Below are 23776 nucleotides of genomic sequence, written 5' to 3'. Positions count from 1 at the left end.
GGACAGCCTGGAATGTGAGGGGACTGTTGGTGGTGGACAGAAGGATCTACTCACCCCAAAGCGGGAAACTGTGACAACAGTGCAACGAGTGCCTCTCCATAGAGGCGCACCCGCTTCTCTCCCATCCACGGCACTTTCCCCAGTTCCTCCTGATTGCGCGGCGGAGCGGAGATGAGCGCCTCCATCACCGCGTTGGGCAGCACCACGGAGGGCGTCACCTTGCGCTCGGCGGCCTTCTCCGAGCGGAACGTCTTGAGTGCATCCTCGCGCTTGCGCCGGTTCGGGTCCCGGCTGCCATCTCGGGCCTCGCGCTCGGGCTTCAGTTCGCCCTTGCGAGACTTTTCCACCAGCTCGCGCACCAGGGCGAGCACCTCTTCGCCGTGCTCGCGAACGAAGCCCCCGCGCACGCCCGCGGCCCGCGCCAGCTCCCGAGGGTTGGTGGGCAGCTTCACCGCGATGTCCGCAATCGCCATGTTGGAGAGCATCCGCCCCATGGGGACGTTGGCCTTCTCCGCCCACTCCAAGCGCTGACGGTGGAGCGCTTGCGCCACGGCGTTGGCCAGCAGCAGCTGAGCCGGCGAGAGCCCCGCGCGTGGCAGCTTCGGCTTGTAGTCCGCGCCGACGTCGGGCCGCGCCGCCGCCTCCTCGCACATGCGCGCGCAGTCGAGGAGCACTTCCTCCAGAATGTCCGCCTTGCGGCACTCCTCTCGCACTTGCCGGCCCAGCTCGCACAGGTAGCGCACGTCATTGGCGATGTATTCGCGCATCTCCGGCGGCAGCGGGCGTATCGAGAAGTCCGACTGCTGGTGCTCCTTGGGCAGCTCCACCCCCAGCCGCTCCCGGGCAATGTCGGCCAGGCCCACCTTCGGCCAGCCGAGCAGCGTCGCCGCCCGGTGGGTATCGAAGAGGCCCTGCACCCGCACCCCCGCCTCGGCCAGGAACTGCAGGTCCCCCTGCGCCGCGTGGAAGAACTTGGTCCGCGCCGGGTCCGCCATCATGGGGGCAAGCAGGCGAGCGTCCACCCCGGGCTTCAAGGTGTCCCAGAGAAAGACCTCTGTATCCGTGCCCAGCTGGAGGTAGCAGAGGCGGGCCCGGAAGGCGTGCATGGAGTCCGCCTCCAGGTCCACGGCGAGCTCGGGGGTCTGGAAGAGCGTCCGGGTGGACGCCTCGGCACTGGGCGCATCGACGACATCCACGGCACCCTGGGGATAGGTCGGCATCGGGGCGGGCAGGCTAGCGGACGAGGAAGTGTACGTGTGACGTGTTTTTTCCCAGGCCGTCTGTAGGATGGGCATGCCATGAGTGACATCCAACGGCTGGAAAAGAACCTGCTCGGTCACATGGGGAGGGCCATCGCGGACTACGGCCTCATCCAGGACGGAGACCGCATCATGGTGGGGGTGTCAGGTGGCAAGGACTCCTACACCTTGCTCTACCTCCTGCGGGAGATGCAGCGGCGCGCGCCCGTGAAGTTCGAGCTGCTCGCGGTGAACCTGGACCAGGGGCACCCCGGCTTCCCGGCGGACAAGCTGGAGGGCTACTTCCAGCGCGAGGGCTACCCCTACAAGATGCTCAAGGAGGACACCTACAGCATCGTCCTCGAGAAGACGCCGCCCGGAAAGACGCAGTGCTCGGTCTGCTCGCGCCTGCGCCGGGGCATCCTCTATACGGCGGCGGTGGAACTGGGCTGCACGAAGATTGCCCTGGGGCACCACCGGGACGATCTGATTCACACGCTGCTGCTCAACCTCTTCTTCGCGGGCTCGCTCAAGGCGATGCCGCCACTGCTGCGCAGCGATGATGGGCGCAACACCGTCATCCGCCCGCTGTGCTACGCGCCGGAGAAGGAGATCGCCCAGTTCGCCGAGCTCAAGCAGTTCCCCATCATCCCGTGTGACTTGTGCGGCTCGCAGGAGAACCTGCAGCGCAAGCGGATGCAGAGGCTGGTGGAGGACTTGGGCAAGGAAATTCCGAACGTGCGCCAGAGCCTGCTGTCGGCCATGGGCAACGTGCGCCCGAGCCATCTTCTGGACCGAAACCTCTTCGATTTTCTGTCTCCGGATGCGAAAGAGGAGACCGTCAACCCCCAACCCCCTGAAGGGAGCGCCAGCGCATGCCTCGAGAACAGGCCCTGAATGCCCGAAAGCAGCGCAACGCCGCCCTCGTGGAGGCGATGCTCCTGGCCGCCATGGCCGACGGCTCCGTCTCCCAGTTGGAGATCCGCACGCTGCTCAGCCGCGTCATCGAGCGGCCTGAGTTCGAGGGCACCAAGCCCGAGGAGCTCAACGCCCTGGTGGAGAGCAGCGCCCAGCGCCTGTCCCAGGCGAAGGATCTCCAGGAGATCCTCACCTCGCTGCGCACGCGGCTGCCGGACCACAAGAACCGCATGCTGGCCTTCGGGCTGGCGGCGGCGGTGGCCTTCGCGGACCAGCGCGCCACGCGCATGGAGCTGGGCCTGCTGAAGACCATCCAGGCCGCGCTCGGCATCTCCGAGGACGAGGTGGCGCAGATCATCGACATCATCGAGCAGGGCGGCAGCCTGTCCGAGGCGCTCGGTGAGCCGCTGGAGCGCCTGTACGCGGAGGTGATGGTGCTGGTGAGCGCTGCGGACGGCAAGCTGAAGGAGGCCGAGGCGCGGGCGCTGGTGGAGAGCTTCGCGGCGGATCCGCTCTTCCACAACGTGAGCCCCGAGCGCGCCCAGGGCTTCGTGAGCGAGGCGGTGGCCGCGCTCGCCACCGAGGGCTTGCCGCAGCGGCTGCACGTGCTGGCCCACGGGCTGGCCACGCACCCGCAGCGGCTGAAGGCCTACCGGTTGGCCACGAAGATTGCCCACGCAACCGGGAAGGTGAGCCCCAACGAGCAGCGCATCCTCGAGCTGCTGCAAGCCACGTTCGGGCTGGCGGATGACGAGGTGTCACGCCTCGATCGAGGAGCGGGGGCTTAGCTGGGCGTATGTCCGTGAATACTCCCACTCCTGCCCGTCCCGCGTTTCGCTTCGCACTGCCGCCCTCTCTTGGAAGCGAGGGGGCGCGCGACCGCGCTGACAAGCTCGGCGCCTTCCTCCAGGAGGCCCTCGGTAAGCCCGTAGAGGTGAGCGTGGCGCCCAGCTACGAGGCGCTGGCCAAGGATCTGCTCTCCGGCCGCGCCGATGCGGCCTGGGCCCCGCCCTTCGTGTGCGCGCGCACCGAGGCCATGGGCATCCGCGTGCTGGTGCGCGGCGTGCGCCTGGGGATGTCCTCGTACCGCGCCGCGCTCGTGTGCCGGGCGGGGGCGCGGCTGACCCTCGAGAAGCTGAAGAATACCACCGCGGCGTGGGTGGACCGGGACGCGGTAGCCGGGTACCTGCTGCCAGTGGCGTACCTGAAGTCCCAGGGCGTGGAGCCCGCACGGACCTTCACCGCGCAGCACTTCACGAGCTCGTACCGGGGCGCGCTGGAGGAGGTGCTCTCCGGAGCCGCGGATGTGGCGGGCGTGTTCTGTCCACCGGCCTCCACGGGCCTGAGCTTCAGCGCGGGCATCGAGAAGGTGCTGGGGGTGCGTGCGGGGGACAAGTTCGAGTTGATCGCCTACACCGAGGAGGCGCCGAACGACGGCGTGCCAGTGGCGATGAACGTGCCGCCCGCGGTGGCGAGCGCGCTGGAGTCCACGCTGCTCGGGCTGGGCGACAAGCCCGAGGGCCAGGAGCTGTTGAAGAGCGTGTTCAGCGCGGATCGCTTCGAGCCCGCGCCGCGCATGGGCTACCGCGCCCTGTACCGCGTGGCCCTCGCCAGCCTCTGAGCTGGAGCCTTCGGAGCGGAGCAGCGGGGCGCTACTTGTCGCCCTTGCCGCCGCTCCGGGAGGTCTTCTTGGCCACGGCGTCCCTCGAGCCGGAGTCGCTCGGGGGCTTGGGCGCCGGAGCGACCTTGGGCGCCTTGGGAATGGGGCTGGCCCCGGGCGCCTTGGGGGAAGGGGTGGAGGTGGCAGCGGGCACCTCGGGCGGGGGCACCTTCTCCTTGTGCACGGGCACCAGGGCCGTCGGCGCGGACGCGTCTGTAATGGGCACGGGCTTTCGGGCCGGCAGCCGCGGGTCGTAGGCGATGATCGTCGGCTCGGTGGAGAACTCTTCCTCCAGCTCCTCGGCGTAGATCTCCCGCATGAAGGCGGCCAGGCGCGCCGTGGTGCCGGGCTCCTGCTGCTTGAAGAGGAAGTCGTCGATGGCCAGCTGCATGTCGCCGGCCGTGGCGAAGCGCTCGTCCCGATTGCGGGCCAACGCCTTGAGGACCACCGCGTCCAGTGCCTTGGGGATGCCCGGCACCACCTCGGATGGCGGGATGATCTTCGCGCCCACCACGGCCTTGAGGGTCGCGATCTCCGACTCGCGCTTGAACAGGCGCGTGTTGGTCAGCAGCTCGTAGAAGACCGTGCCCAGGCCGAACACGTCCGAGCGGTGATCCAGCGGCTCGCCCTTGGCCTGCTCCGGGGACATGTAGGCGTGCTTGCCCTTGATCTGACCCGCCGTCGTCTGGGACAGCTTGCCGGCGGCCTTGGCCACGCCGAAGTCGATGATCTTCACGTTGCCGTTGAAGCCCACCAGCACGTTCTGCGGGGACACGTCCCGGTGGATCAGCCCCAGCTTCCGGCCCGAGGGGCTGCGCGCATGATGCGCGGCGTCAAGACCGGCGGCGGCGTCCGAGATGACGCGGCACTTGAGGCCCACGGGCATGGAGCCCCGGCGCTGCATGGCGCGCTTGTTCACCTCGGAGATGGCCTCGCCATGCACGTACTCCATGGCGATGTAGTAGATGCCGTCCACCTCTCCCAAGTCGTAGATCTGGGCGATGTTCGGGTGGTTGAGGAGCGCGGCGATGCGCGCCTCGTCCAGGAACATCTGGATGAACTCATCGTCCTCGGAGAGGTGGGGCAGCAGCCGCTTCACGACGAGCAGCTTCTGGAAGCCCACGGGCCCCTTCTGGCGGGCGAGGTAGACCTGTCCCATCCCGCCAGCAGCGAGCTTCTTCATGAGCTCATAGCGACCGAAGGTCTCCACGTGCCCGGAACGATAGCCGCGCCGGGGGGAGGGGAGGAAGCCCGTCTCGCGGGATTTCCCACCTCGGGAGCGGGGAGCCGGGCTCCCGGCCGGTTCGGGACGGGTTTCACGGCCCGTCCCACCCGCTCCCCCGGCTCCTTGCTCACGGAGGAGGCGGGGGCGCCGCGCAGACGCTGCGGTAGCGGACTTCGATCTCCTCCCCCGTCTTGGGAATCGCCGTGGGCTGGAACACCAGGGCGTTGCGAGCCGCGTCGTACCGCCAGAGGCTCGTGTCCACCGCCTGTCCCTGCACGCGGACGGCCAGCCCGCTGGTGTCGTCGGGCGTCGCCGTGAGCGGGAAGTCCGCCTGCGGGTTGCCGGCGCGGCGGATGAGCTGGGCCAGGAAGGACTGGTAGTCGCTCTGGCAGATGGAGTCCACCGCGCCGCCCGTGGCCCGGGCCACCTCGGTGAACCGGGGCGCCGAGTCCCCCGCCGTGGTGCAGCTCCCATCCGTGGGCACCAGCGCGTAGAGCTGCGAGCGGTGCGCCATGCCCGGGCCCTTGATGGACTGGAGGAACTGCAGGTAGCTGGTCGTCGTGAAGCCCGAGTGGTCATCCTCGTCCGCGACGACCACCACCGCGAGCCGGGCCGCCGACCGCAGCAGGCCCGCGTTGCCGTCATTGGGCAGATCGGTGCGCGGATCATCCTGGCTGTCCACCAGCGGCGAGGACAGCGCCTGCCGCGTCGTCTCCAGGCCCTGCACCAGGTTGTGGCACAGGCCCACGTCCAGGTTGGCCTGGATGGCCTCGGCGGCCCCCGGTGTCGAGCTGCTCACCACGCGCGCCCGGCTGCCGTCCACCGGAACGATGCGTCCGCCCTCGGCGCCCTTCGTGCTGTTCTTGCACTGCTGCTCCCGCGTGACGAGGCCCGTGGTGGTGACAGCCACGCGCAGGTCCACGCCCTCCTGTTGGGCGCGCGCCAGCCACCCGGGGATGGCGGCCTTCAGCCGCCGCTGGAAGTTCTCCATGGTCGTGGTGTTGGAGACGACGAAGAGCACATCGAGCTGGCTGTCCGTGCCCTGCACGAAGCGGTCGAGCTGGAGGCCCTCGTGGTTCGTCTCCGCCAGCAGCGGCACCAGGAGCGAAGACACCTCGTTGACGGCATGCACGTAGAGCGGGCTGTAGTGCTGCCCGAACACGTTGCGGGCATAGGTCACCTCCAGCTCGAAGCCCTCGCCCGGCGCCAGCGTGCGCGGCGCGGTCAACGGTGCGGTGATCTGATACTGGCCGCTGGTGCCGGTGCCGATGTGTGCGTCGTCCACGGTGACCGGATAGGGGCACTGGTTGGAGATGAGCGTGCGGCGCGGCTGCGCCGAGCAGTCATAGCGGATGGGCCCGAAGTCCAGGTAGTTCGGCGCGGCCACCAAGCACGTCGCCAGGGAGACGCCGCGGATCGGCAGTGTCACCGTGGGCTGGCTCGGGTTGTTGATCGTCATCTTCAGCTCGCCCGAATAGGTGCCCGCGGTGGGAGGCCGGAAGGCCACCTGCGTGCTGAAGGACGTGTCGTAGGGCATCACGCCACCGGTGAGCGGTCCGCCGGGCATGAAGAAGGCGCCGCCCGCATCCTGAGACAGGTGGATGTCCTTCACCGCGCACTCGGCCCGGCCCGGGTTGCGCATGTAGATGCCCAGCACGGCGCCCCGGCCCGGCGGCACGTTGCCGAAGTCCAGCACTGGCTGCGGCCGCAGCTCGTACTCGCACGGGCCGCTGGAGCGCGCCCGGCCCGTGAGGACGATGGTGCGCTCGGGCGTGAAGGGCGCGTTGGAGGTCAGCGTGAGCAGGGCCCGGAAGGTGCCCTCCGCCTGGGGCTCGAAGTAGACGGTGAGCTCCAGCGCGTCGTTGCCCGGCGCGATGGCCACGCCGTCCGTCTGGAGCGAGGAGGGCCACGTGCCGCTCCTCCACGGATAGGCCTGAGTCCCGCGCTTGGTCGTCCCCACGCCGAAGTGGGCCGCATCCTCACTGCCTCGCACGCCCAGGAAGAGCAGGTCGCCGTTCGTGCCCGCGTTGGAGATGCGGATGGTCTGCGCCAGCTTGCCGCCCACGGGCATCTCGCCGAAGTCGAGCGACGCGGGCGTCACCGCCAGCGTGGGCTTTCCGCCGCGAGCGTCCAGCATCACCTGGGACTGGCGCGGCTTGTCCGACTCGTACTGCACGGTCAGGTCGGCAGTGGCCGGCCCCGCGTGGCGCGCCGCGAACTTCAGCGTCATCGGCACCAGCTGGCCCGGCTCCGCCCGCTGGCCTGCCAGGTTGCTGAGCACGGAGAAGGAGGTGTCCGTCGTCTCCAGCTTGCTGATGGTCACCGGCCGCCAGGTGATGTTGCGCAGCATCGCGGGGCTCTCCGTGGTCTCGTGCACGGGGATGGGCGCGAAGGGCACCGGCGTGGGCTCGAAGACGAAGGCGCTCTCCACCGAGTTGCCCACCAGATCCGCCGTGGACGGCGTGCACCCCTCGCACGAGCGCACCTCCACCTTCGCCCCCATGCGGCCCAGCGCGCGCGGCAGGTACTTGGCGCGCACCTGCTGCGTGCTGAAGGGCGGGATGGTGACGACGTCCGTCGAGAACGGGTCCGCCTGGTCTCCGCCCACCGTTACCGTCAGCGGCAGGTCCACCGGGTTGGTGATCGTCAGCGCCAGCGTGCGATCGCTGTCCACCTCGAGCGTCTCGAAGTCGATCACGGGAGGATTGATTTGGACGGGCGTTGGCGCGCCCTGGCCTCGCACGGTGACGGTGTGCTCGCGGCCGGTGTTGGCATCCGTGGCCACTCGCAACTGCGTCTCGCTGGGCTCTTCGCGCAGCGGATGGAAGCGCACCTTCACCACCTTGGATTCGCCCGGCTCCACCCGGCCGCCCTCGACCAGCTCCACTTGGTACGAGGGGTTATCGCCCAGCTTCAGCGCCTCGAGCGCCGTGAACGGGACGTAGCCGACGTTCCGGATCAGCACCTGTTGTTCTCGCCACTCGCCGACAGGCACCTCGCCGAAGTCGAGCTGCTCCCTGTCAACGACCGCGGCGGCCTGCACCGAGCGGGTGTTCCCGGGTTCGTGGCACGCCGATACCACGGCTGCCAGCACCGCCAGTCCGAGCACCCGCACTCCGCCCCACCCCTGCCTCATTGTTGCTCCCGCCCTTGTCCGTGCCCGCATTTCCACGGGGTGGGTTCGATCCAAAGGGCGTACCAACGCCGTGGAACGGAATTGTCCCTCCGGAAATCAATGGCTTACGGGCGCGGGGTGATCCCACGAGGAAGGGCGGTGCCCTCGGGGGGGAAAGTCTTTTCCTCGATCTGGGCGGCGTGAATGGAGACTTTTCCCTACCCGGCTGCACGCTCCAAGGCGCCGCGGATGAAGTACTCGATGGCACGCGCCACCGCCTCGGGCTGCTCCATGTGGACATGATGGCCACCGGACAGCGTGAGGGGACGGGCGATGCGCAGGGCAGCCTTGCGAGCGGACGCCTGGGTGTCGCTCAGCACATACCCCTGGCTGCCGTGGATCAGCTGCACCGGGCAGGTGACAGCCGAGGAGATCGCGAGCCACTGGGCCTCGTCATAGGCGTGGCCGAAGCGGCGCCGGTGGCGGGGATCGAACCGAAAGGCGTAGCCCCCCTCGTAGCTCTCGGTACCGTGCTTGGCGAGGTGGAGCGAGGCCGCCTCCGTCAGCGTGGGGTTGCTCTCGCGCAGCCGCGCCGCGGCTTCCTCCATGGTGCCATAGCGCTTGCGGTGGGGCGGGCGGTGCGAGTCGTCCAGGAAGCCCTGGAGCCGCTCCCGGGCCTTCTCCGGCCCGCCGCCCGAGGGGCCCAGGCTCTCGATCAGCGTGAGGCTCTTGATGCGCGCGGGGCGCACCGCCGCGTAGGCCGTGCTGACGATGCCGCCCAGCGAGTGCCCCACGAGGTGCACCTCGTTCAGGCGGAGATCATCCAGCACGGCCTCCACGTCCAGGAGGTAGTCGGGGAAGGAGTACTGAGCGCCGAGCGGAGCGTGCTCGCTGCGGCCCATGCCGCGGAAGTCGAGCAGCACGAGCTGCCACGCGTCCGGCAGGTGCTCCAGCATCCAGTCGAAGGAGTGCGAATGGTCCAGCCACCCGTGAAGGAACAGGACGGCGGGAGTGCCCTTCGGGTTGCGCTGACGGACTTGAACGGCGACGGCCTGGGAGAGAACGGTGAAGGACTCGAAGGATGGGGCCACGCAGGTCTCCTGGGGCCCCCGCTTATCCTGTTCGCCAGGAACCCGCGAGCCCCTGCTTACGTCGGCTGGGCCCGAGGCGCCTCGGTGTCGGGCCGGGAGAGCACCATCGCGAGCTGGCGCGCCTGGTTCTCCGTGGCGCAGCGGTACTCCTGCATCTTTCCGCTCCGGTTCTGGAGCCGGATCACCCAAACGTTCTCTTCCTTGGTGACGACGGGGGCTGCGTAGGCCATGGGACACCTCCTGGCTGTGCAGACAAGCATCCGCCGTGCCGTGCGAGGCGCTGCGCCAAGGGCCTGAAATCAGGTGGGGCGCCGGGAGCGAGCAGGCGACGTTTCGTGGCACGGTGCCACAAACTGTGTGCCCTTTTGCGCACGCTCCGCATTTCCTGCGGAGCGCCGCATGGGGTACGCCTTCCGTCTACCTGTGTCAGGGCTCGGGCCACTCCCAGGCGGAGCGGTAGCCGCCCTCGTTCTGGGTGCGCTCGATGAAGCGGGCGTAGAAGGCATTGCCGCTCAAGGTGGCCGAATCTCCCACGACGAAGAGGTGCCGCCGCGGGCGCGTGAGGGCCACGTTCATGCGGCGCAAGTCGGTGAGGAAGCCGAGCTGGCCCTCGGAGTTGGAGCGGGTGAGGGTGACGAGGATGGCGTCCTTCTCGCGGCCCTGGAAGGCATCCACGGTGTCCACCTCGACGTCCGGCGAGAGGGCTTCCACGCGCTCGCGGAGCTGGAAGGCCTGCGCACTATAAGGAGTGATGACGGCCACCTCGCGCGGCGAGAGCCCTGCGGCCAGTAGCTCCTTCACCCGCGCGACGATGAGGTCCGCCTCACCGGTGTTGAAGAGGCTCCGGGTGCTTTCCTCCACCTGCTCCTCGAAGCCCTTGCCGGCGGTGTCGAGGAAGAGGACGGGGGGGGCGTCCACTTGGGCGCCGGGAGAGAGCACCTCCGCGAGCGTGCGGTCCGCCACGCTCGGGTGGGCGCGCAGCTCACCGCCGTACATCTCCTGCGAGGGGAACTCCATGATGCGCGCGTTCATCCGGTACTGCTCGCGCAGCATCCGCTTCACGCCCTCGCCGTGGTCCTGGAGGAGGCGCTCGAAGAGGCTCACCGCCAGGCCTGCCTTCGCTGCCTCTTGCGAGAGAATCGTGGGCGGGAGCTGTTTCGGGTCTCCGGCGAGCACCACCTTGGGCGCGCGGATGAAGCCGAGCAGCGTGAGGGGCTCGGTGGCCTGGGTGGCCTCGTCGATGAGGGCGAGGTTGAACTCCTCATGGGAGAGCAGGCCGGACTGGAGGCTGGCCAGGGTGACGCAGACGACCTCGGCGCGCTCGAGCACGGCGCGCACGGCCTTGCGCTCCAGGCTGCGGGCCTCGTCCATGAGCTGCTTGGCCTCGGTGGTGGAGGAGCGGGCGTTGGAGAAGCGCTCGCGGCTGCGGCCCTGGGTGCGCTGGCGGCGGGCGTAGCCAAACAAGTCGAAGGCCTCGTCGAACAGCTCGCGTGAGAGGACGCGGTCCGGATGCTCCTCCACGATGATGTCCAACGTGTGCTGCTGGAGCCGGGCGGCCACGCGCGCGGGATGTCCCACGCGGATGGCCCGCAGACCCTTGTCCAGGCACAGCTCCAGCAGGTGGTCCACGGCGGCGTTGCTGGCGGCGGTGCACAAGAGGCGCTCTCCGCGCGCCACGGCCTGAGCGGCGAGCTCCGCGAGCACGGTGCTCTTGCCGGTGCCCGGAGGGCCGTGGACGAGGAAGAAGTCCTCGGCGGCCAGCGCGCGTGTCACGGCGTCGGCCTGCTCGGGGTTGAGGGGGCGGGTGGGCTCGAGCTCCTTGGGCTTGTCAAAGCGTGGAGGCTCGTTGCCGAGGAGGACCTCCCGCTTGCGGCGCTCGGCGCCCTTGTCGAGCGACTTCACGCGCTCCAGCCCGGCGCGCACGCGCTCATAGGTGACGTCATTGGGGACGACGTCCAGGCGCAGCAGGCCCTCGTTGATGAAAGGAGGCGGGGAGCGATCGAAGGCCAACTGGATGCGGGTGCGGGTGGCACGCGAGACGAGGGCTCGGGCGGGCTCCTTCACCTCGGCGCGGCGAGGCATGACGGCCACGAGGTCGCCATTGTTGAGCGGCGAGGGGAAGGGCGCACGGTCGGCGCGGGCCAGGGTGAGCAGGATGCGTCCGCCGAGGCCCACCTCCTCTTCGAGGGTCTCCAGGTCGAGCACGGACAGGCCGTGCTCAGCGCGCTCGTGCAGGGTCATGCTCTGGGCGAGGGCGACGGAGCGGGCGCGCTCGGCATCCCGCTCCATGGCGAGGAGCCGGCCCAGCTGATCGAAGAAGGAGACGTCGCGAGGCATGGGCCCCGTTATGCCAGAGAGGGGTCGGCTTGGGCAGGCGGGCTGTCGAGCGCCGAGGATGCCGGGGGAGAGCAGGGCGGCAGCCGTGCTCACATGAACCTCGGGGCCGCCTGTGCCGCGATCGAGGTCATGCACACCCTCACATCGCTTTCCAATGGAGGAAGTACTCATGAACGCGATGTGGACTGGCTCGGCGCTGACGTTGCACAACCTCGGACTGGCGGCAGGCTTTGGTGGATCGCTCTTTGGGCAGATGGCGCTGCACCCGGCGGTGAGGACCATCGATGACACCAAGGAACGCGGTGAGATCCTGAACAAGGCGTGGATGGGCTTCAGCCCGGTGAACGCCTTCGCGCTCGGCTCCGTGGCGCTGACGTGGATCATCGGCCGGAGCGCGCTGTCCGGCGGCGAGATTGACAGCAAGACCCGTGGCCTCGTGCGGGCCAAGGACGCGCTCGTGGGCATCTACACCCTGTCCGGCATCAGCACGCTCGTCATTGGCCGTGTGTGGGGCAGCCGCGAGCCGCCGGTGGCCTCTGGCAATGAGCCTGCGGCGGAGACGCCGGAGGTGGACGTCAAGGCGCAGAAGGCGGTGAACTGGCTGGGCCGCGTCAACATCGTGGCCGCGGCGGGCATCATCGCGCTCACCGCCATCCTCAACATCAAGGCGGGCCGCTCGCACAAGTGGAGCCTGCTGAGCATGGTCCTGCCGTAGCACCGCTCGGTTCGGGAGAAGACGCCTCGGGACACGGGAGCTCCGGAATTGCGTCCGGTGGCTCCCGTGTCGCTGTTTTCAGCGGTAGGAACCGGAGCGTCACATGGAACTCGTCCTCTTTATCGGATTGCAGGGCTCCGGCAAGAGCAGCTTCTATCGGGAGCGCTTCGCCGGTACGCACGTGCTGGTGAGCAAGGACCTGTGGCCTCACGCGCGCCGACGCGATGCCCGCCAGCGGCGCCTCATCTCGGAGGCGCTGGCGGCAGGCCGTTCAGTGGTGGTGGACAACACCAACCCCACCCTCGAAGCCCGCGCTCCGCTCATCGCGGTGGGCAAGGAGCACGGCGCCCGCGTCGTGGGCTACGCCTTCGAGTCACTTCTTGAAGACTGCCTGGGACGCAATGCTCGGAGAGAAGGCCGGGCCCGGGTGCCCGACGTGGCGCTCTATGCCACCAGCAAGGTGCTCAGCTGGCCGAGCCTCGCAGAGGGCTTCGATGCGCTCTTCTTCGTCCGCTTTACCGCTGAAGGAGCCTTTGACGTCACAAACTACGAAGGGCCCCGCCAGAAGGGCTCAGAGGGAGAACTCGGCGCCGAGCGTGAAGCCCAGGCGCAGGGCGGTGGTGCTCCAGTCCTTGCTGAACTTGAGCCCCTCGATCTCCTGGGTCGTGGCGAACAGGTAGGTCTTGTCGAGCTGCGCCGACAGGTCCGCGCGCAGGTGGATGTGCTCGTTCATCTGCCTGCGCCCGCCCACGGAGAGCCCCGCCAGCCAGCCCACGCGCGGCACGCTCCACACGTCCACGCCCTGGATCTGCAGCCGGTCGATCTCCTTGCTGAAGTCGCGGCCGGGCAGGAGCATGGAGAGGCCGGCGCGGCCGCCGAATACCACCTCCATCCGGTTCGCGACGGGCAGGCCGTACTCGCCCGTGACGAACGCCTGGTTGAGCAGGCCAAAGCCGAAGCTCCGGTTCCCGCTCGCGCTGTAGTTGCCGAACAGCCGCACCGCTCCGCCCAGGCGCGCGCGGTCCGACAGCACAGGCGCCGGAATGCTCATCGAGAGCGTGGCCGCGAGGAAGGTGTGGCTGTTGTAGTCGAAGGACTCGTCCGTGCGAGAGGCGTTGATGGCCTGCGCGCCCGACAGGTGGGACTTCTCGGTGAAGAGATCCAGCCCGATGCCGACACGCATGCGGGAACTCAACCGGGCCCGCTCCTCCGCCTGCACCACGGACATCGGCCGCTCCGGGACGGGCTCGCTCTCAGGCTTGGCCACCTTCTGTGGTGCTGGGCTCTTCTGAGGAGCCGCGGCCTTGGCGGGAGCCTTCTCCGGGGTAGAGGTCTTCGCCGCCTCGGCGGCCTTCTCTGCCTGGGGTGCCTTCTCCGCGGCCTGGGCCTTCGCGGCCTCCTGCGCGGGAGCCTTCGCGGGCTCGGGGGACTTCGCCTCCTGGGGCGAGGCCTTCTCCTGCGTCTTGGCCTTCGTCTTCTTGGCCTTCGTCTTCTTGGCCTTGGCCTTCGTCTGCGTCTTCGCGGAGGTCTGCGCCTGCGCGGGCGAGGGCAGCGCGAAGGACAGCGCCAGCAGGGCGAGGAGCGCTTTCCAGGGGAGTTGAGGGACGAGCAGGGTGCGCATGAGGGGCACGAGGAAGTGGGTTGCCACTCAGCCTAGAACAGAACGCGGGCATTCTGATGCTCGCCTGCCTGCTGGCACGGGCAGGGCGGAAAAGTTCCTCCCTGCCGGACGTGAGGAGGGGCAGGATGGGGTATCTTTACCGGGCTTGCTGCGCGAGGTGGTTGAACGTGCCCAATATCGTCAAGAACCTTGGAACGCTGGCAGTGCTGGTCGTCCTGGCTGGGGTCATCTACGTAGGGGCGAAGCTCGTCCCCTTGTATGTGGACAACATGGACGTGAAGGAGGCGGTGGAGGTCGCCCACAACCTCTCCGGCCGGAACACCAATGACAGCATCCTCCGGGCGGAGATCCGCGACCGCACCAGCCGGATGGGCACTCACGTGGAGACGGACAGCTGGGGCTCCGAGCGCGTCGTCCCGGGCCTGGGCCTGACGGACGATCAGATCACCATCGAGCGCAGCCGCATCACCGACAACGTGAAGATCGAGGTGGTGTACGAGCGCGCGGTGGAGCTCTCGCTCTTCAACCGCGTCCACGTGGTGGAGCTGCGCGCCATCAAAGAGGGCATCCCTCCCCAGTGAGTCAGCGGGCGCCTCGGAGGAGCCAGACCCGGAAGGTGTGAACCCGGCGGCCTCGGAAGTCCGCAGGCAGCTCGACCGGGCCTTCCACCGAGGTGAAGCGCTGACGCAGCTCCTCGGGAGGCTCCGCGCCCTCGGAGTACCAGAGGGCGTCCTGTCCGGGCGCCACCTCGGGCCTGGGCCACAAGTCGTACTGGCTCTTTCGCCCACCGCCTGCCGTGTCCACCGCTACGCCGGCCTCGCGCGCGGCCTGTGAAGCGAGCTGGTAGCTCGGGGCGTAGACGACGGCGGCCTGCCGGCCGTCCGTACCTGGGAAGAGCCGCGCGGGCTCGGCGAGGGCGGAGAGGACGTCCCAGCCGTGGGTGCGCGCCAGCGGCACGTCCCGCTCGAAGCGCAGCACGGGGAACAGCAGGTGCGAGCCCACCGCCAGCACGATGGCCACACCACTGAAGGCCGCTGCCCGAAACCACCCGGGGCGCATGCCCGCAACGCCCACACAGGCCGCGATGTAGGCCGCCGCGGGCCAGTTCGCTTCACCGCGGGTGCGGAGCGCCGCGTAACCGAAGAAGAGCAGGGGGATGACCGCTGCAACCCGGAGGAGGAATTGCTCGCGCGGACCGCGCACGGCGTACACCAGGGTGAGCGGCAACAGCACAGGGCCTCCGAGCGCCAGTTGTCCGCCCAGGAACTCGGCGAAGGACGCGAGCCCGCCCGTGCCGCCCAGCCCATGCCGGAGCTGGAAGGCGAAGCCCACCCATTCCCGGTGCGCGTTCCACAGCACGACAGGGAGGAAGAGGAGGACGCCCAGCAGCGCCGTCACCCATACTCCAGCGGGCAGCCGCCGCATGCGCACGGCCGTGGCGAGGAAGGCCACCGCGATCAACACAGCCGGGTACTTCGACAGCAGCGCGAGCCCCGAGGCCAGCCCCGCCAGCACCCACCGCTCGCGCCAGAGCGCCCACAGCGCCAGCGTCCAGAACAGCAGCAGGGGCGAGTCCGGCGTGGCCCACACTCCGGCCAGCACGGCCACCGGCACCACGCTCCACAGCGCCGCCGCGCGCCAGGCGGCCTCGCGGCTGCCGTGCACATCTCTCGCGAGGCCCCACACCGCGGCCACCGTGCCCGCTCCGCACAGCAGTGCCGCGGGCCGGATGTCCACGGCGGCGATCAGCCAGGCAATGAGCGGTGGGTGATCGAAGTAGCCCCACGCGAGGTGCCGCGCCCACTGCCAGTAGTAGGCCTCGTCGAAATAGGTGTCCGTGCCCAGCGCGAGCGCGAGCCGCACCGCCGCGCCCAGCACGAGCAGGACGAGGCAGAGGTTCCGGGAATCGGACTGGGCAGTGGGAACGGCCACACCCCGGACAAAGCGCACCCGGCCGCCGTTGGCCAGTGCTCTATTGAGAGGGCCTCGGGTCGAGGACCTCCAAGACGGCCTTGAAAGCGGGAGGGCTGCCTGATTTCAAGGACTCATGGCCCACCCGTCTTCTCCGTCCGGCGTGAGCAACCGTCTCGCGCGCGAGCCCTCGCCCTACTTGCGTCAGCACGCCACCAACCCCGTGGACTGGTACCCCTGGGGAGAGGAGGCACTCGCGCGGGCCCGGGCCGAGAACAAGCCCATCCTGCTGTCCGTGGGCTACTCCGCGTGCCACTGGTGCCATGTCATGGCCCACGAGTCCTTCGAGGACCCAGCCATCGCGCGGCTGATGAACGACTGGTTCATCAACATCAAAGTGGACCGGGAAGAGCGGCCGGACCTGGATCAGATCTACCAGGGCGTGGTGCAGCTCATGAACCAGGGAGGCGGCTGGCCGCTCACGGTGTTCCTCACGCCGGACCTGAAGCCTTTCTATGGAGGGACCTACTTCCCGCCGCAGGACAAGTACGGGCGGCCCGGCTTCCCCCGGTTGCTGGAAGCGCTCCACGACGCATGGGAGAAGGAGCACGACAAGCTGCTCGATCAGGCGGAGAGCTTCCACGAGGGACTGGGCGAACTGGCTGCGTACGGCCTGGACGCGGCTCCGGCGGTGCTCACCGCGGCGGACGTGGTGAAGATGGGCGAGCGCATGCTCCGCGGCGTGGATCCGGTGAACGGCGGCTTCGGCGGGGCTCCCAAGTTCCCCAATCCCATGGACGTGTCCTTCCTGCTGCGCGCGTGGCGTCGCGGCGGGACCGTGGCGCTTCGGGAAGCAGTGATGCGGACGCTGGAGCGGATGGCGCTGGGCGGCATCTATGACCAGCTCGGGGGCGGCTTCCACCGGTACTCGGTGGACGAGCGGTGGCTGGTGCCGCACTTCGAGAAGATGCTCTACGACAACGCCCAGCTCCTCCATTTGTACTCGGAGGCGGAGCAGGTGGAGCCCCGGCCGCTCTGGCGCAAGGTGGTGGAGGAGACGGTGGAGTACGTGCGCCGAGAGATGACGGACGCGCGCGGTGGCTTCTACGCCGCCCAGGACGCCGACAGCGAGGGCGTCGAGGGCAAGTTCTTCGTCTGGAAGATGGAAGATCTGGCCTCGCTTCCTCTCGAGCAGGCGGACCTGCTGATGCGCCACTTCCGCATCACTCCTCAGGGGAACTTCGAGCACAGCGGGGCCACGGTGCTGGAGGTGGTTGTCCCCGTGGCAGGGCTCGCTCAGGAGCGCGGCATGCCCGTAGAGCACGTGGAGCGGGAGCTGGCTGCCGCCCGCCGAGCCCTCTTCGAGCTGCGCGAGCAGCGCGTGAAGCCAAGCCGGGATGACAAGCTGCTCGCGGGCTGGAACGGGCTGATGATCCGGGGACTGGCGTTCGCCTCGCGCGTCTTTGGGCGTCCAGAATGGGCGCGGCTCGCGGCGAACGCGGCGGACTTCGTGCTCTCCAAGATGTGGGACGGGACGCGGCTGGTGCGCTCCTATGAGGAGGGTGGCAGCCGCATCGATGCCTTCCTGGAGGACTATGGAGATCTGGCGGCGGGCCTCACCTCGCTCTACCAGGCCACCTTCGAGGTGAAGTACCTGGAGGCCGCCGTGGCACTGGTCCGGCGCGCCGTGGCCCTCTTCTGGGACGAGGAGAAGCAGGCGTACCTCTCTGCGCCCAAAGGCCAGAAGGATCTGGTGGTGGCCACCTACTCGCTCTTCGACAACGCCTTCCCCTCGGGAGCTTCCACGCTGACCGAGGCGCAGGTGGCGCTTGCCGCGCTCACCGGGGACAAGGCCTGGCTGGAGCTGCCCGAGCGTTACATCTCCCGCATGCGCCAACCGCTCGAGGAGAACCCGATGGGCTACGGGCACCTGGCTTTCGTAGCGGACACGTTCCTCGATGGAGCCTCGGGCGTCACGTTCTCGGGGACACGGGAGCAGGTGGCGCCACTCCTGGCTGCCGCAAACCGTGTCTTCGCGCCCACCATCGCGTTCACCTGGAAGGATCCGGGCAACGCTGTCCCTCCGCTGCTCCGAGAGATCTTCGAGGCACGCGAGCCGGTCAATGGCCGGGGCGCCGCGTACGTCTGCCGCGGTTTCTCCTGCGAGCGCCCGCTGACGGATCCGGAGGCGCTGATCCAACGGCTCCAGGCGGCACGTTCCCCCTGATCCGGTGGATGAGGGCTGTTCGGGTGGGAGATGCGGATGCGCTTCTCCCACCTGCTGCGCGGGATGACGCGCTCGGAAGTGGGGATCTCCGGAAGAATCCCCTGCGAGTCCTGTTCGGCGGAGATCGAAGCGGCGCCCCCCGGTAGCCACGGCGGTCAGAAGAGGGTGGGGCGGGGCTTCCCTCGGGCGCAACAGCGCCTACTCTCTGGGCGAAAACGTCTTCAGCATCCGCCCATAAGAGCGGTTAGAATCCGAACAGGGGGCAATTCTTCGATGAGTGTGAGTGTCGCTTCGAGTGACCTGCTGACCGCGTTTGAAGACAGCAGGGTGCTGCTCGACCGCGGCAGACCTGTTGCAGTCTCCACTCACCACGTGGGCACGTTGGTTTTGACCAGTGGGCGCGTGGTGGCATGCAACCCGCTCACTCTGCCGTCGCGTCCGCTGCCTCGGGCTCACCTGCTGGCGCTGCTCGCGCTGGACCACCGCGAGCCGTTCTCCCGCACCGTGCGCCCAGGCCGCTACCCCGTGGTGCTCAGCATCATCCGGACGGGGCGTGGGCGCGAGCGCAGTGCTCAAGAGGCCATCGCCATGGCCATGGTCCGCTTCGAGGACGAGCGCCCGGTGCGCTGGGAGATGGCGGCGCGCGGCGAGCGCAGCCCGAGCGCGCTGCGCCCCAATGAGCGCTATGGCTACAGGGCCGACCCGGACATCACCGCGTTCCTCGATGCGGATGTGGTGGAGCGGGTCTCGGAGAAGAGCCGTCAGTTCGTGGAGACCTTCACGGAGGGCGCGACGCCCTCATGGTCGAGCACCGTGCTGACGCTGGACTCGAAGTCCGGCGCCAACGTGGTGGCCTTCTCTTCTGGCACGCTCGCTCCGGCCTCGCTGGGCTACAGCGCCTACTGCTCATGGTGGGGGCTGGCCGAGGACGGCCGTCCGGTGTGCCTCGTCACGGACCTCCAGCACCTGGACCTGCCGCGACCGGCGTTCCCGGATGACGCGGAGGCCCGGCTGTCGCGCGTGCGCGAGCTGATGGGGCACCTGCGCTACGGCGACGCGGAGATGCGGGGCCGGGCGCTGCGCGAGATTGGGAGTTACGGCGGCGAGGCGAACGAGGCCGTGGGCGTCCTCATTGGGCGCATCCTGGCTCCGGAGAGTGATCCCGCCGAGCGGGAGTACGCGGCCGCCGCCATGGCGCGCATCTGCGCGGAGGCTCCGGAGCAGGTGGAGCTGATCGCGAGGGCGCTGGGTTCGGGTGTGAAGGGAGAACCTCTGGCGGCGCTGCTGCGCGCGGTGGGGAGCATCGGCATCTGCTCGAGGGATCCGCAGCGCTTCCAGCCCGTCGCCGAGCGCATCCTCACCGTGCTCATTCAGCGGTTCGAGGACGGTGACCGGAACATCCTGGCCGCCATCAAGGGGTTCGTGTGGGATCTCGGTGAGCACCGCCCCGAGGCGTGGGAGCTGCTCGTCCGGCTGCTGCGCACGGGGGACCTGGAGCTGCGGGTGTCCGCGGCGTCGCGGCTGAGCCACTCGCGCTTGCGGCAGCATCACGAAGCTGCGCTCGAGTCGCTAGCAAACGTCCTTATCGACGAGTCCATGGAGCTGGAGCTGCGGGTTGCGGCGGCCAACTCCCTGAATGAGTTCCCGTGGCTCTCGTCGACGGCGCGCACGGCGCTATGGCACGCGGCCTCCAGCAAGGAGTCGCTGCTGGCGTGGTACGCGCGCGACTTGCTGCGCCACCACGCCTGAGCCGGTAGGCGGACAGCCTGCCGGCGGCGTGTCGCTTTTTCGAGTAGTTCCAAGGACTTGGCGCTTTGTGGGAGGTGAGCGCGCGGAGGGAGAAACACTTTCCGGGTTCAATCGTACGTGAGGCAGAGGATGGGGAGCCCTACGGACGAAGAGCTCATGGAACGGTTCTGCCACGGTGAACATGACGCGTTCGAGGCCCTCTTCGCCCGGCATGCCGGGCGGGTCCGAGGGTTCCTGGCGCGCATGGTGCGAGATGGCCCGCTGGCCGAGGACCTGCTGCAGACGACCTTCCTGTCGGTGATTCGGGCACGGGGCCGCTACGAGCCGGGGATGCGGTTCGCGCCTTGGCTGCTGACGATCGCGGCGAACGCGGCGCGGGACTCGTTGCGGCACCACCGGCACGCCGAGGCGTTCTCGAAGGAGCGCCCGTTCGATGCGGGAGCGGTGGCGCCGGACGTGGGAGATCCCGGCCTGCGCAAGCAGCTGGAGGAGGCACTGCAGCAACTGCCTACGGATCAGCGGGAGGCGGTCATCCTCAGCAAGGTGGAGGGCTGGTCGTTCGATGAGATCGCCGCGCTTCAGGGCGGCAGCGTGGGCGCGGCGCGGCTCCGGGCCCACCGGGGTTACGAGAGGCTCCGGGCCTTGCTGGGCGGGCTGGTGGAGGTCTGATGCGGCCAACGCTCGACAACCTGCTGACGCAGGCCTACCCAGCGGATGCGGCCTCGTTCGGCAAGGCGCTGGAGGCGGCCCGCCAGGAGTTGGCGCGGAACCAGGCGGTGCGCCGGTGGCGCACGCAGGCTCTTTGGGTGTTCATCAGCACGGTGGCCATGGTCGTCCTGATGGCGTCGGTGCTGCTGGTGCTGGAGCAGATGACCCTGGGCATGTTGCTGAGCAAGGCGCCGCTCTTCGTGCTGCTGTGGGTTACCGGTGCGGTGTGCGCGTGGGGAGCGCTCTCGCCTCGGGGGGAGCGGTTGAGGGCTGCGGGCATCGTGCTATCGGCGGTGAGCGCGGCGGCGCTGGTCCTGGCCCGTGGAGAGTCTCACGTGGAGGCCACGCTCCCGGGGTGGGTCTGCTCGGCCAGCCATGTGGCGGTGGGGCTGGGGCCGTTGATTGTGGCGGTGCTCGCGCTGCGGAGCGCGTCCTTCCGCCCGATGCGCGCCCTGGTGGCCGGGCTGTCGGTGGGGACGACGGGGGCGCTCGTGGGGGAGCTCGCCTGTTCCCAGGGCCGGATGCACGTCATGGGCTACCACCTGACGGCGTGGGCAGTGATTGCAGGAGTGGAGTGGGCGGTGTCTCGAACTCTCAAGTCCAGATCCTTCGCGCCATGATGATTCAAGACCCGTCGCTCATCGTGTTCGAAGACGTGAACGGTGCCCCTGTGAAGATGGGCGAGGCTGTGAAGATCGTCGAGACCTCGGAGGACGGCTCGATTGGCCGGAGGTTCCTGGGCCGCACGGGCACCGTGGTGGGGCTGGTCTACGACGATCCAGAGGTCCAGTACCCGCGAGACCCGTTGGTCCGTGTCCGCGTCGAGGGACTGGGAGAGGACCTGTTCTTCGTGGGCGAACTGGAGCCCGCTCCGGACAACGCTCAGGTGGCGAAGTGGGGCGGAGCGCTGGGGAGTGTGACGTAGCAGCCCACCCTAGTCGGAGTTGCTGGAGCGGGTGCTCGCGGCCTGGGCATCGCAGGTGGGGGGACACGGAGTACAGTGGTCCATCGCCAGGGTGGAGATGACCTGTCCCTGCTTGTTGATGGCATAGAGCACGAGGGTGTTCGCTCCATTGGCGTACTTGCCGTAGTAGATGCGGATGCCTGCGGCTGTCGGCTGGGCCAGGAGGACATCGATGGCGCTCCGGTCGAGGGATTGGGAGCGAACCGCTCCCGGAGGGGCCGTGGCCTGGAAGCGGTTGATGGTTTCCTGCGCCTCCGCTGGGCTGATGAGGTGGGAATTGGCGGGGAGGGTGTCGCACAGGGAGGGACAGGGCTGGCAATGGTTCATCGGCATGGCCGAGAGATCCTGCCCCTCCCCGTTGGTGGCATAGAGCACGAGTGTGTCAGCTCCACTGGCATACTTGCCGTAGTAGATGCGGATGCCCGCGGCAGTCGGCTGGGCCAGGAGGGCATCGAAGGCACCGCGATGAAAGGTCTGCGCGAGAATAGCCCCCGGCGGAGCGGTCGCGCGGAACCGAGCGATCATCTCTTGTGCTTCCTTCGGGCTGACGAGGTGTGGACTCGTCAAGGCAGTGGGTTGCTGCGAGGCCTCTGAGGCCGCCCAGGGTAAGGCACTCAGGACGCCGACCAGTGCGGCCAGCCATCCTGCCCATACGAGACGTTGGCTTCGGAGCTGCGAAAGCATGGGGCTGACCTCGAGGCGTCTTCGACGCGAATGGTGGACCGAGGTTCGACTGTATCGCAGTCCGAGAGAGGAGCTGGCTCTCAGCCAGTCACCGCCCCGTAGGCCTGTCTCGGACCTCCACCACCTTGAGCTGGCCAATCAGTGGGGTGATCTCCGCGTTGCCCTCCTGGCCCACGCCGAAGTGCGAGGCGTCCGCCACCAGCTGGTTGAACGTCGGGTCCATCTGCGTCCACTCGCCCACGTACGCCTCGACCCACTCGTGCCAGTAGAACGCGGGCACCCCGTCCTCGTTCACCATGTACACCACCCCGTCCACCCGCCGCGACGGGATGCCCGCCGCGCGCAGCAGCGCCACCGTCAGCAGCGAGTGCTCCGTGCAGTCGCCCTTCTTCTGCCGCAGCACATCCGAGGCCCGATCCGCGCTCGCCCCGTAGTCCTTCTCCAGGTTCGTCGCCACCCAGCCGACGATCTTCTTCGCCACCGCGTACGCGTCCTTCTCCGTCCCCGTCAGCTTCTTCGCCAGCTTGCGGATCTCCGCGTTGTCGCTCTCCACGATGATCGTCGACTTGAGGTTCTCTCCGCCCTCGGGATCCGCCACCGGCAGCGGCTTGAGGTTCGCCGGCTTCGGCACGTCCGCCAGCAGCGTCACCTCCACGCGACCCTCCGGCAGCTTCACGTACTTCTGCCGGTACGTGTCCTGCTGGAACTTCTCCGGCAGCCCTGTCATCACCATCACCGCCCGGCCCGGCACCGAGCGCGCCTCCGCCGGCAACTGCTTCGGCAGGACGATGCGCGTGAGCCCGAACACCTCCACCACGTCCATCCGCTTGGCCACCGCCTCGGACTCCGCGCGCGCCTTCATCGTCTGCCCGAAGTCCACCTCCACCATCTCGCCCTCGTCCGTGACGTAGGCCACCACAGGCACCTTCTCCTTCTCCGAGATCGTCTGCGCCTTGCTCAGCCGCACCTTCACCCCGCGCACCATCCGCTCCTCGGCCGGCTCCATCGTCGTGGTGACCTTGTAGCTCTCCAGGTCCGTCCCATCCGTGATGGTCCCCTCCACCTTCGTCTTCCGATAGATGGCCACGCGCGCCTGGTCCGCGTCCTCCACCGTCTCGGGGCTGGCCTTCACCGTGAGCGCCTCGTCCGGCAGTCCCGGACGCTTGCGCACCACGCGCAGCCCCGTGGGCGTCTGCGTGCCCTCCAGCCGCTGCTCACCGCCGTCGCCTCGCTGCTCCACCACGAAGGACAGCAGCTTGCCCCGGGGCTTCGCCTCGTAGATGCGCTCCTCGCGGTGCACGCGCTCCGAGAGCTTGCTGCCCACGGTGGCCTTGAAGACCAGCTCGTTGATGGCGCGCACCTGGTCCGTGCGCCCCGGCACCAACGACAGGTCCGTGAAGAAGTACCCCACCTTCTTGTCCATGAGGTACAGCCCCAGCCACTCGCCGCCCGCGGGGCGCGGCGTCTTCAGCACATCGGACACCTCGGCCTTCTTGGCCTGGGTGGCGGTGCGAGCAGCAGGAGCAGGAGCCTGGGCCAGCGCCGGCACCGCGCTCAGCAGCGCGACGGCCAGGCCCAGCAAGGGAGCAGGGAGGCGTGAACGGGTCATCACC

General features: G+C 68.8%; 20 protein-coding genes and 1 pseudogene. 11 read left to right on the top strand and 10 right to left on the bottom strand.

Annotated features, from left to right (window positions below):
• Positions 1 to 50: 50 nt before the first annotated feature.
• Positions 51 to 1220 (bottom strand): ribonuclease D, encoded by a 1170-nt coding sequence (locus DB31_RS30940; RefSeq protein WP_044194184.1) that lies wholly within the window; start codon positions 1218 to 1220, stop codon positions 51 to 53.
• Positions 1221 to 1298: 78 nt separating this feature from the next.
• Here DB31_RS30940 and ttcA point away from each other — a divergent pair, with 78 nt between their 5' ends.
• The 3 genes from ttcA to DB31_RS30925 are packed head-to-tail and all read left to right on the top strand — an operon-like array spanning position 1299 to position 3777.
• Positions 1299 to 2135, top strand: coding sequence for a tRNA 2-thiocytidine(32) synthetase TtcA (gene ttcA, locus DB31_RS30935; protein WP_044194182.1), 837 nt, complete (start codon positions 1299 to 1301; stop codon positions 2133 to 2135).
• On the top strand, positions 2114 to 2944 hold the full coding sequence (locus DB31_RS30930; protein WP_044194180.1) for a tellurite resistance TerB family protein: 831 nt from the start codon (positions 2114 to 2116) through the stop codon (positions 2942 to 2944). The genes ttcA and DB31_RS30930 overlap by 22 nt, the downstream gene beginning before the upstream one ends.
• A gap of 8 nt (positions 2945 to 2952) precedes the next feature.
• On the top strand, positions 2953 to 3777 hold the full coding sequence (locus DB31_RS30925) for a phosphate/phosphite/phosphonate ABC transporter substrate-binding protein (RefSeq protein WP_044194178.1): 825 nt from the start codon (positions 2953 to 2955) through the stop codon (positions 3775 to 3777).
• Between the two features lie 31 nt (positions 3778 to 3808).
• Here the strand turns inward: DB31_RS30925 and DB31_RS30920 are convergent, their stop codons facing one another.
• From DB31_RS30920 to DB31_RS30900, 5 genes are all read right to left on the bottom strand, one after another.
• Positions 3809 to 4999, bottom strand: coding sequence for a serine/threonine protein kinase (locus DB31_RS30920; RefSeq protein ID WP_083968887.1), 1191 nt, complete (start codon positions 4997 to 4999; stop codon positions 3809 to 3811).
• Between the two features lie 169 nt (positions 5000 to 5168).
• Entirely contained in the window at positions 5169 to 8177 is a 3009-nt protein-coding gene (locus DB31_RS30915; RefSeq protein WP_044194174.1) for a choice-of-anchor D domain-containing protein, read from the bottom strand.
• Positions 8178 to 8374: 197 nt separating this feature from the next.
• Entirely contained in the window at positions 8375 to 9247 is an 873-nt protein-coding gene (locus tag DB31_RS30910) for an alpha/beta fold hydrolase (protein WP_044194171.1), read from the bottom strand.
• A gap of 56 nt (positions 9248 to 9303) precedes the next feature.
• Positions 9304 to 9477, bottom strand: coding sequence for a hypothetical protein (locus DB31_RS30905; protein WP_240486971.1), 174 nt, complete (start codon positions 9475 to 9477; stop codon positions 9304 to 9306).
• A 196-nt stretch (positions 9478 to 9673) separates the two neighbouring features.
• On the bottom strand, positions 9674 to 11584 hold the full coding sequence (locus DB31_RS30900; RefSeq protein ID WP_044194167.1) for an AAA domain-containing protein: 1911 nt from the start codon (positions 11582 to 11584) through the stop codon (positions 9674 to 9676).
• Positions 11585 to 11753: 169 nt separating this feature from the next.
• Here DB31_RS30900 and DB31_RS30895 point away from each other — a divergent pair, with 169 nt between their 5' ends.
• Complete coding sequence (locus tag DB31_RS30895) at positions 11754 to 12299, top strand: hypothetical protein (protein ID WP_044194164.1); 546 nt, start codon at positions 11754 to 11756, stop codon at positions 12297 to 12299.
• Between the two features lie 103 nt (positions 12300 to 12402).
• Positions 12403 to 12720: pseudogene (locus DB31_RS50800) on the top strand (AAA family ATPase); the annotation flags it as partial.
• Between the two features lie 150 nt (positions 12721 to 12870).
• Here the strand turns inward: DB31_RS50800 and DB31_RS45345 are convergent.
• Positions 12871 to 13920: a hypothetical protein gene (locus DB31_RS45345; RefSeq protein WP_157232255.1), complete on the bottom strand. Its 1050-nt coding sequence runs from the start codon at positions 13918 to 13920 to the stop codon at positions 12871 to 12873.
• A 167-nt stretch (positions 13921 to 14087) separates the two neighbouring features.
• Between DB31_RS45345 and DB31_RS30880 the strand changes: the two genes are divergently transcribed.
• Positions 14088 to 14501 (top strand): hypothetical protein, encoded by a 414-nt coding sequence (locus DB31_RS30880; RefSeq protein WP_157232254.1) that lies wholly within the window; start codon positions 14088 to 14090, stop codon positions 14499 to 14501.
• 1 nt (position 14502) lies between these two features.
• Here DB31_RS30880 and DB31_RS30875 read toward each other — a convergent pair whose 3' ends face one another.
• A complete protein-coding gene (locus tag DB31_RS30875; protein ID WP_044194686.1) occupies positions 14503 to 15852 on the bottom strand; it encodes an ArnT family glycosyltransferase in 1350 nt (449 codons plus the stop codon).
• A gap of 115 nt (positions 15853 to 15967) precedes the next feature.
• Here DB31_RS30875 and DB31_RS30870 point away from each other — a divergent pair, with 115 nt between their 5' ends.
• From DB31_RS30870 to DB31_RS30850, 5 genes are all read left to right on the top strand, one after another.
• A complete protein-coding gene (locus DB31_RS30870; RefSeq protein WP_044194160.1) occupies positions 15968 to 18058 on the top strand; it encodes a thioredoxin domain-containing protein in 2091 nt (696 codons plus the stop codon).
• A gap of 273 nt (positions 18059 to 18331) precedes the next feature.
• On the top strand, positions 18332 to 19807 hold the full coding sequence (locus tag DB31_RS30865) for a DUF4241 domain-containing protein (protein WP_044194158.1): 1476 nt from the start codon (positions 18332 to 18334) through the stop codon (positions 19805 to 19807).
• Between the two features lie 129 nt (positions 19808 to 19936).
• Positions 19937 to 20476 carry an RNA polymerase sigma factor gene (locus DB31_RS30860; RefSeq protein ID WP_044194156.1) on the top strand — a complete coding sequence of 180 codons (540 nt, stop codon included), beginning with the start codon at positions 19937 to 19939 and terminating at the stop codon, positions 20474 to 20476.
• Positions 20476 to 21135: a hypothetical protein gene (locus DB31_RS30855; protein ID WP_044194155.1), complete on the top strand. Its 660-nt coding sequence runs from the start codon at positions 20476 to 20478 to the stop codon at positions 21133 to 21135. Before DB31_RS30860 ends, DB31_RS30855 begins: the two co-directional genes overlap by 1 nt.
• Complete coding sequence (locus DB31_RS30850; RefSeq protein WP_044194153.1) at positions 21135 to 21440, top strand: hypothetical protein; 306 nt, start codon at positions 21135 to 21137, stop codon at positions 21438 to 21440. The genes DB31_RS30855 and DB31_RS30850 overlap by 1 nt, the downstream gene beginning before the upstream one ends.
• Positions 21441 to 21449: 9 nt before the next feature.
• On the opposite strand, the gene DB31_RS30845 is transcribed toward DB31_RS30850, so the two are convergent.
• Together DB31_RS30845 and DB31_RS30840 are read right to left on the bottom strand one after the other, a co-directional pair.
• Positions 21450 to 22004 (bottom strand): hypothetical protein, encoded by a 555-nt coding sequence (locus tag DB31_RS30845; RefSeq protein WP_044194151.1) that lies wholly within the window; start codon positions 22002 to 22004, stop codon positions 21450 to 21452.
• Positions 22005 to 22251: 247 nt separating this feature from the next.
• Positions 22252 to 23772, bottom strand: coding sequence for a transglutaminase-like domain-containing protein (locus DB31_RS30840; protein ID WP_044194149.1), 1521 nt, complete (start codon positions 23770 to 23772; stop codon positions 22252 to 22254).
• Positions 23773 to 23776 lie beyond the last annotated feature (4 nt).

This window comes from Hyalangium minutum, assembly GCF_000737315.1.
Classification (GTDB): Bacteria; Myxococcota; Myxococcia; order Myxococcales; family Myxococcaceae; genus Hyalangium; species Hyalangium minutum.
This window is presented reverse-complemented; position numbering and strand designations above follow the sequence as displayed.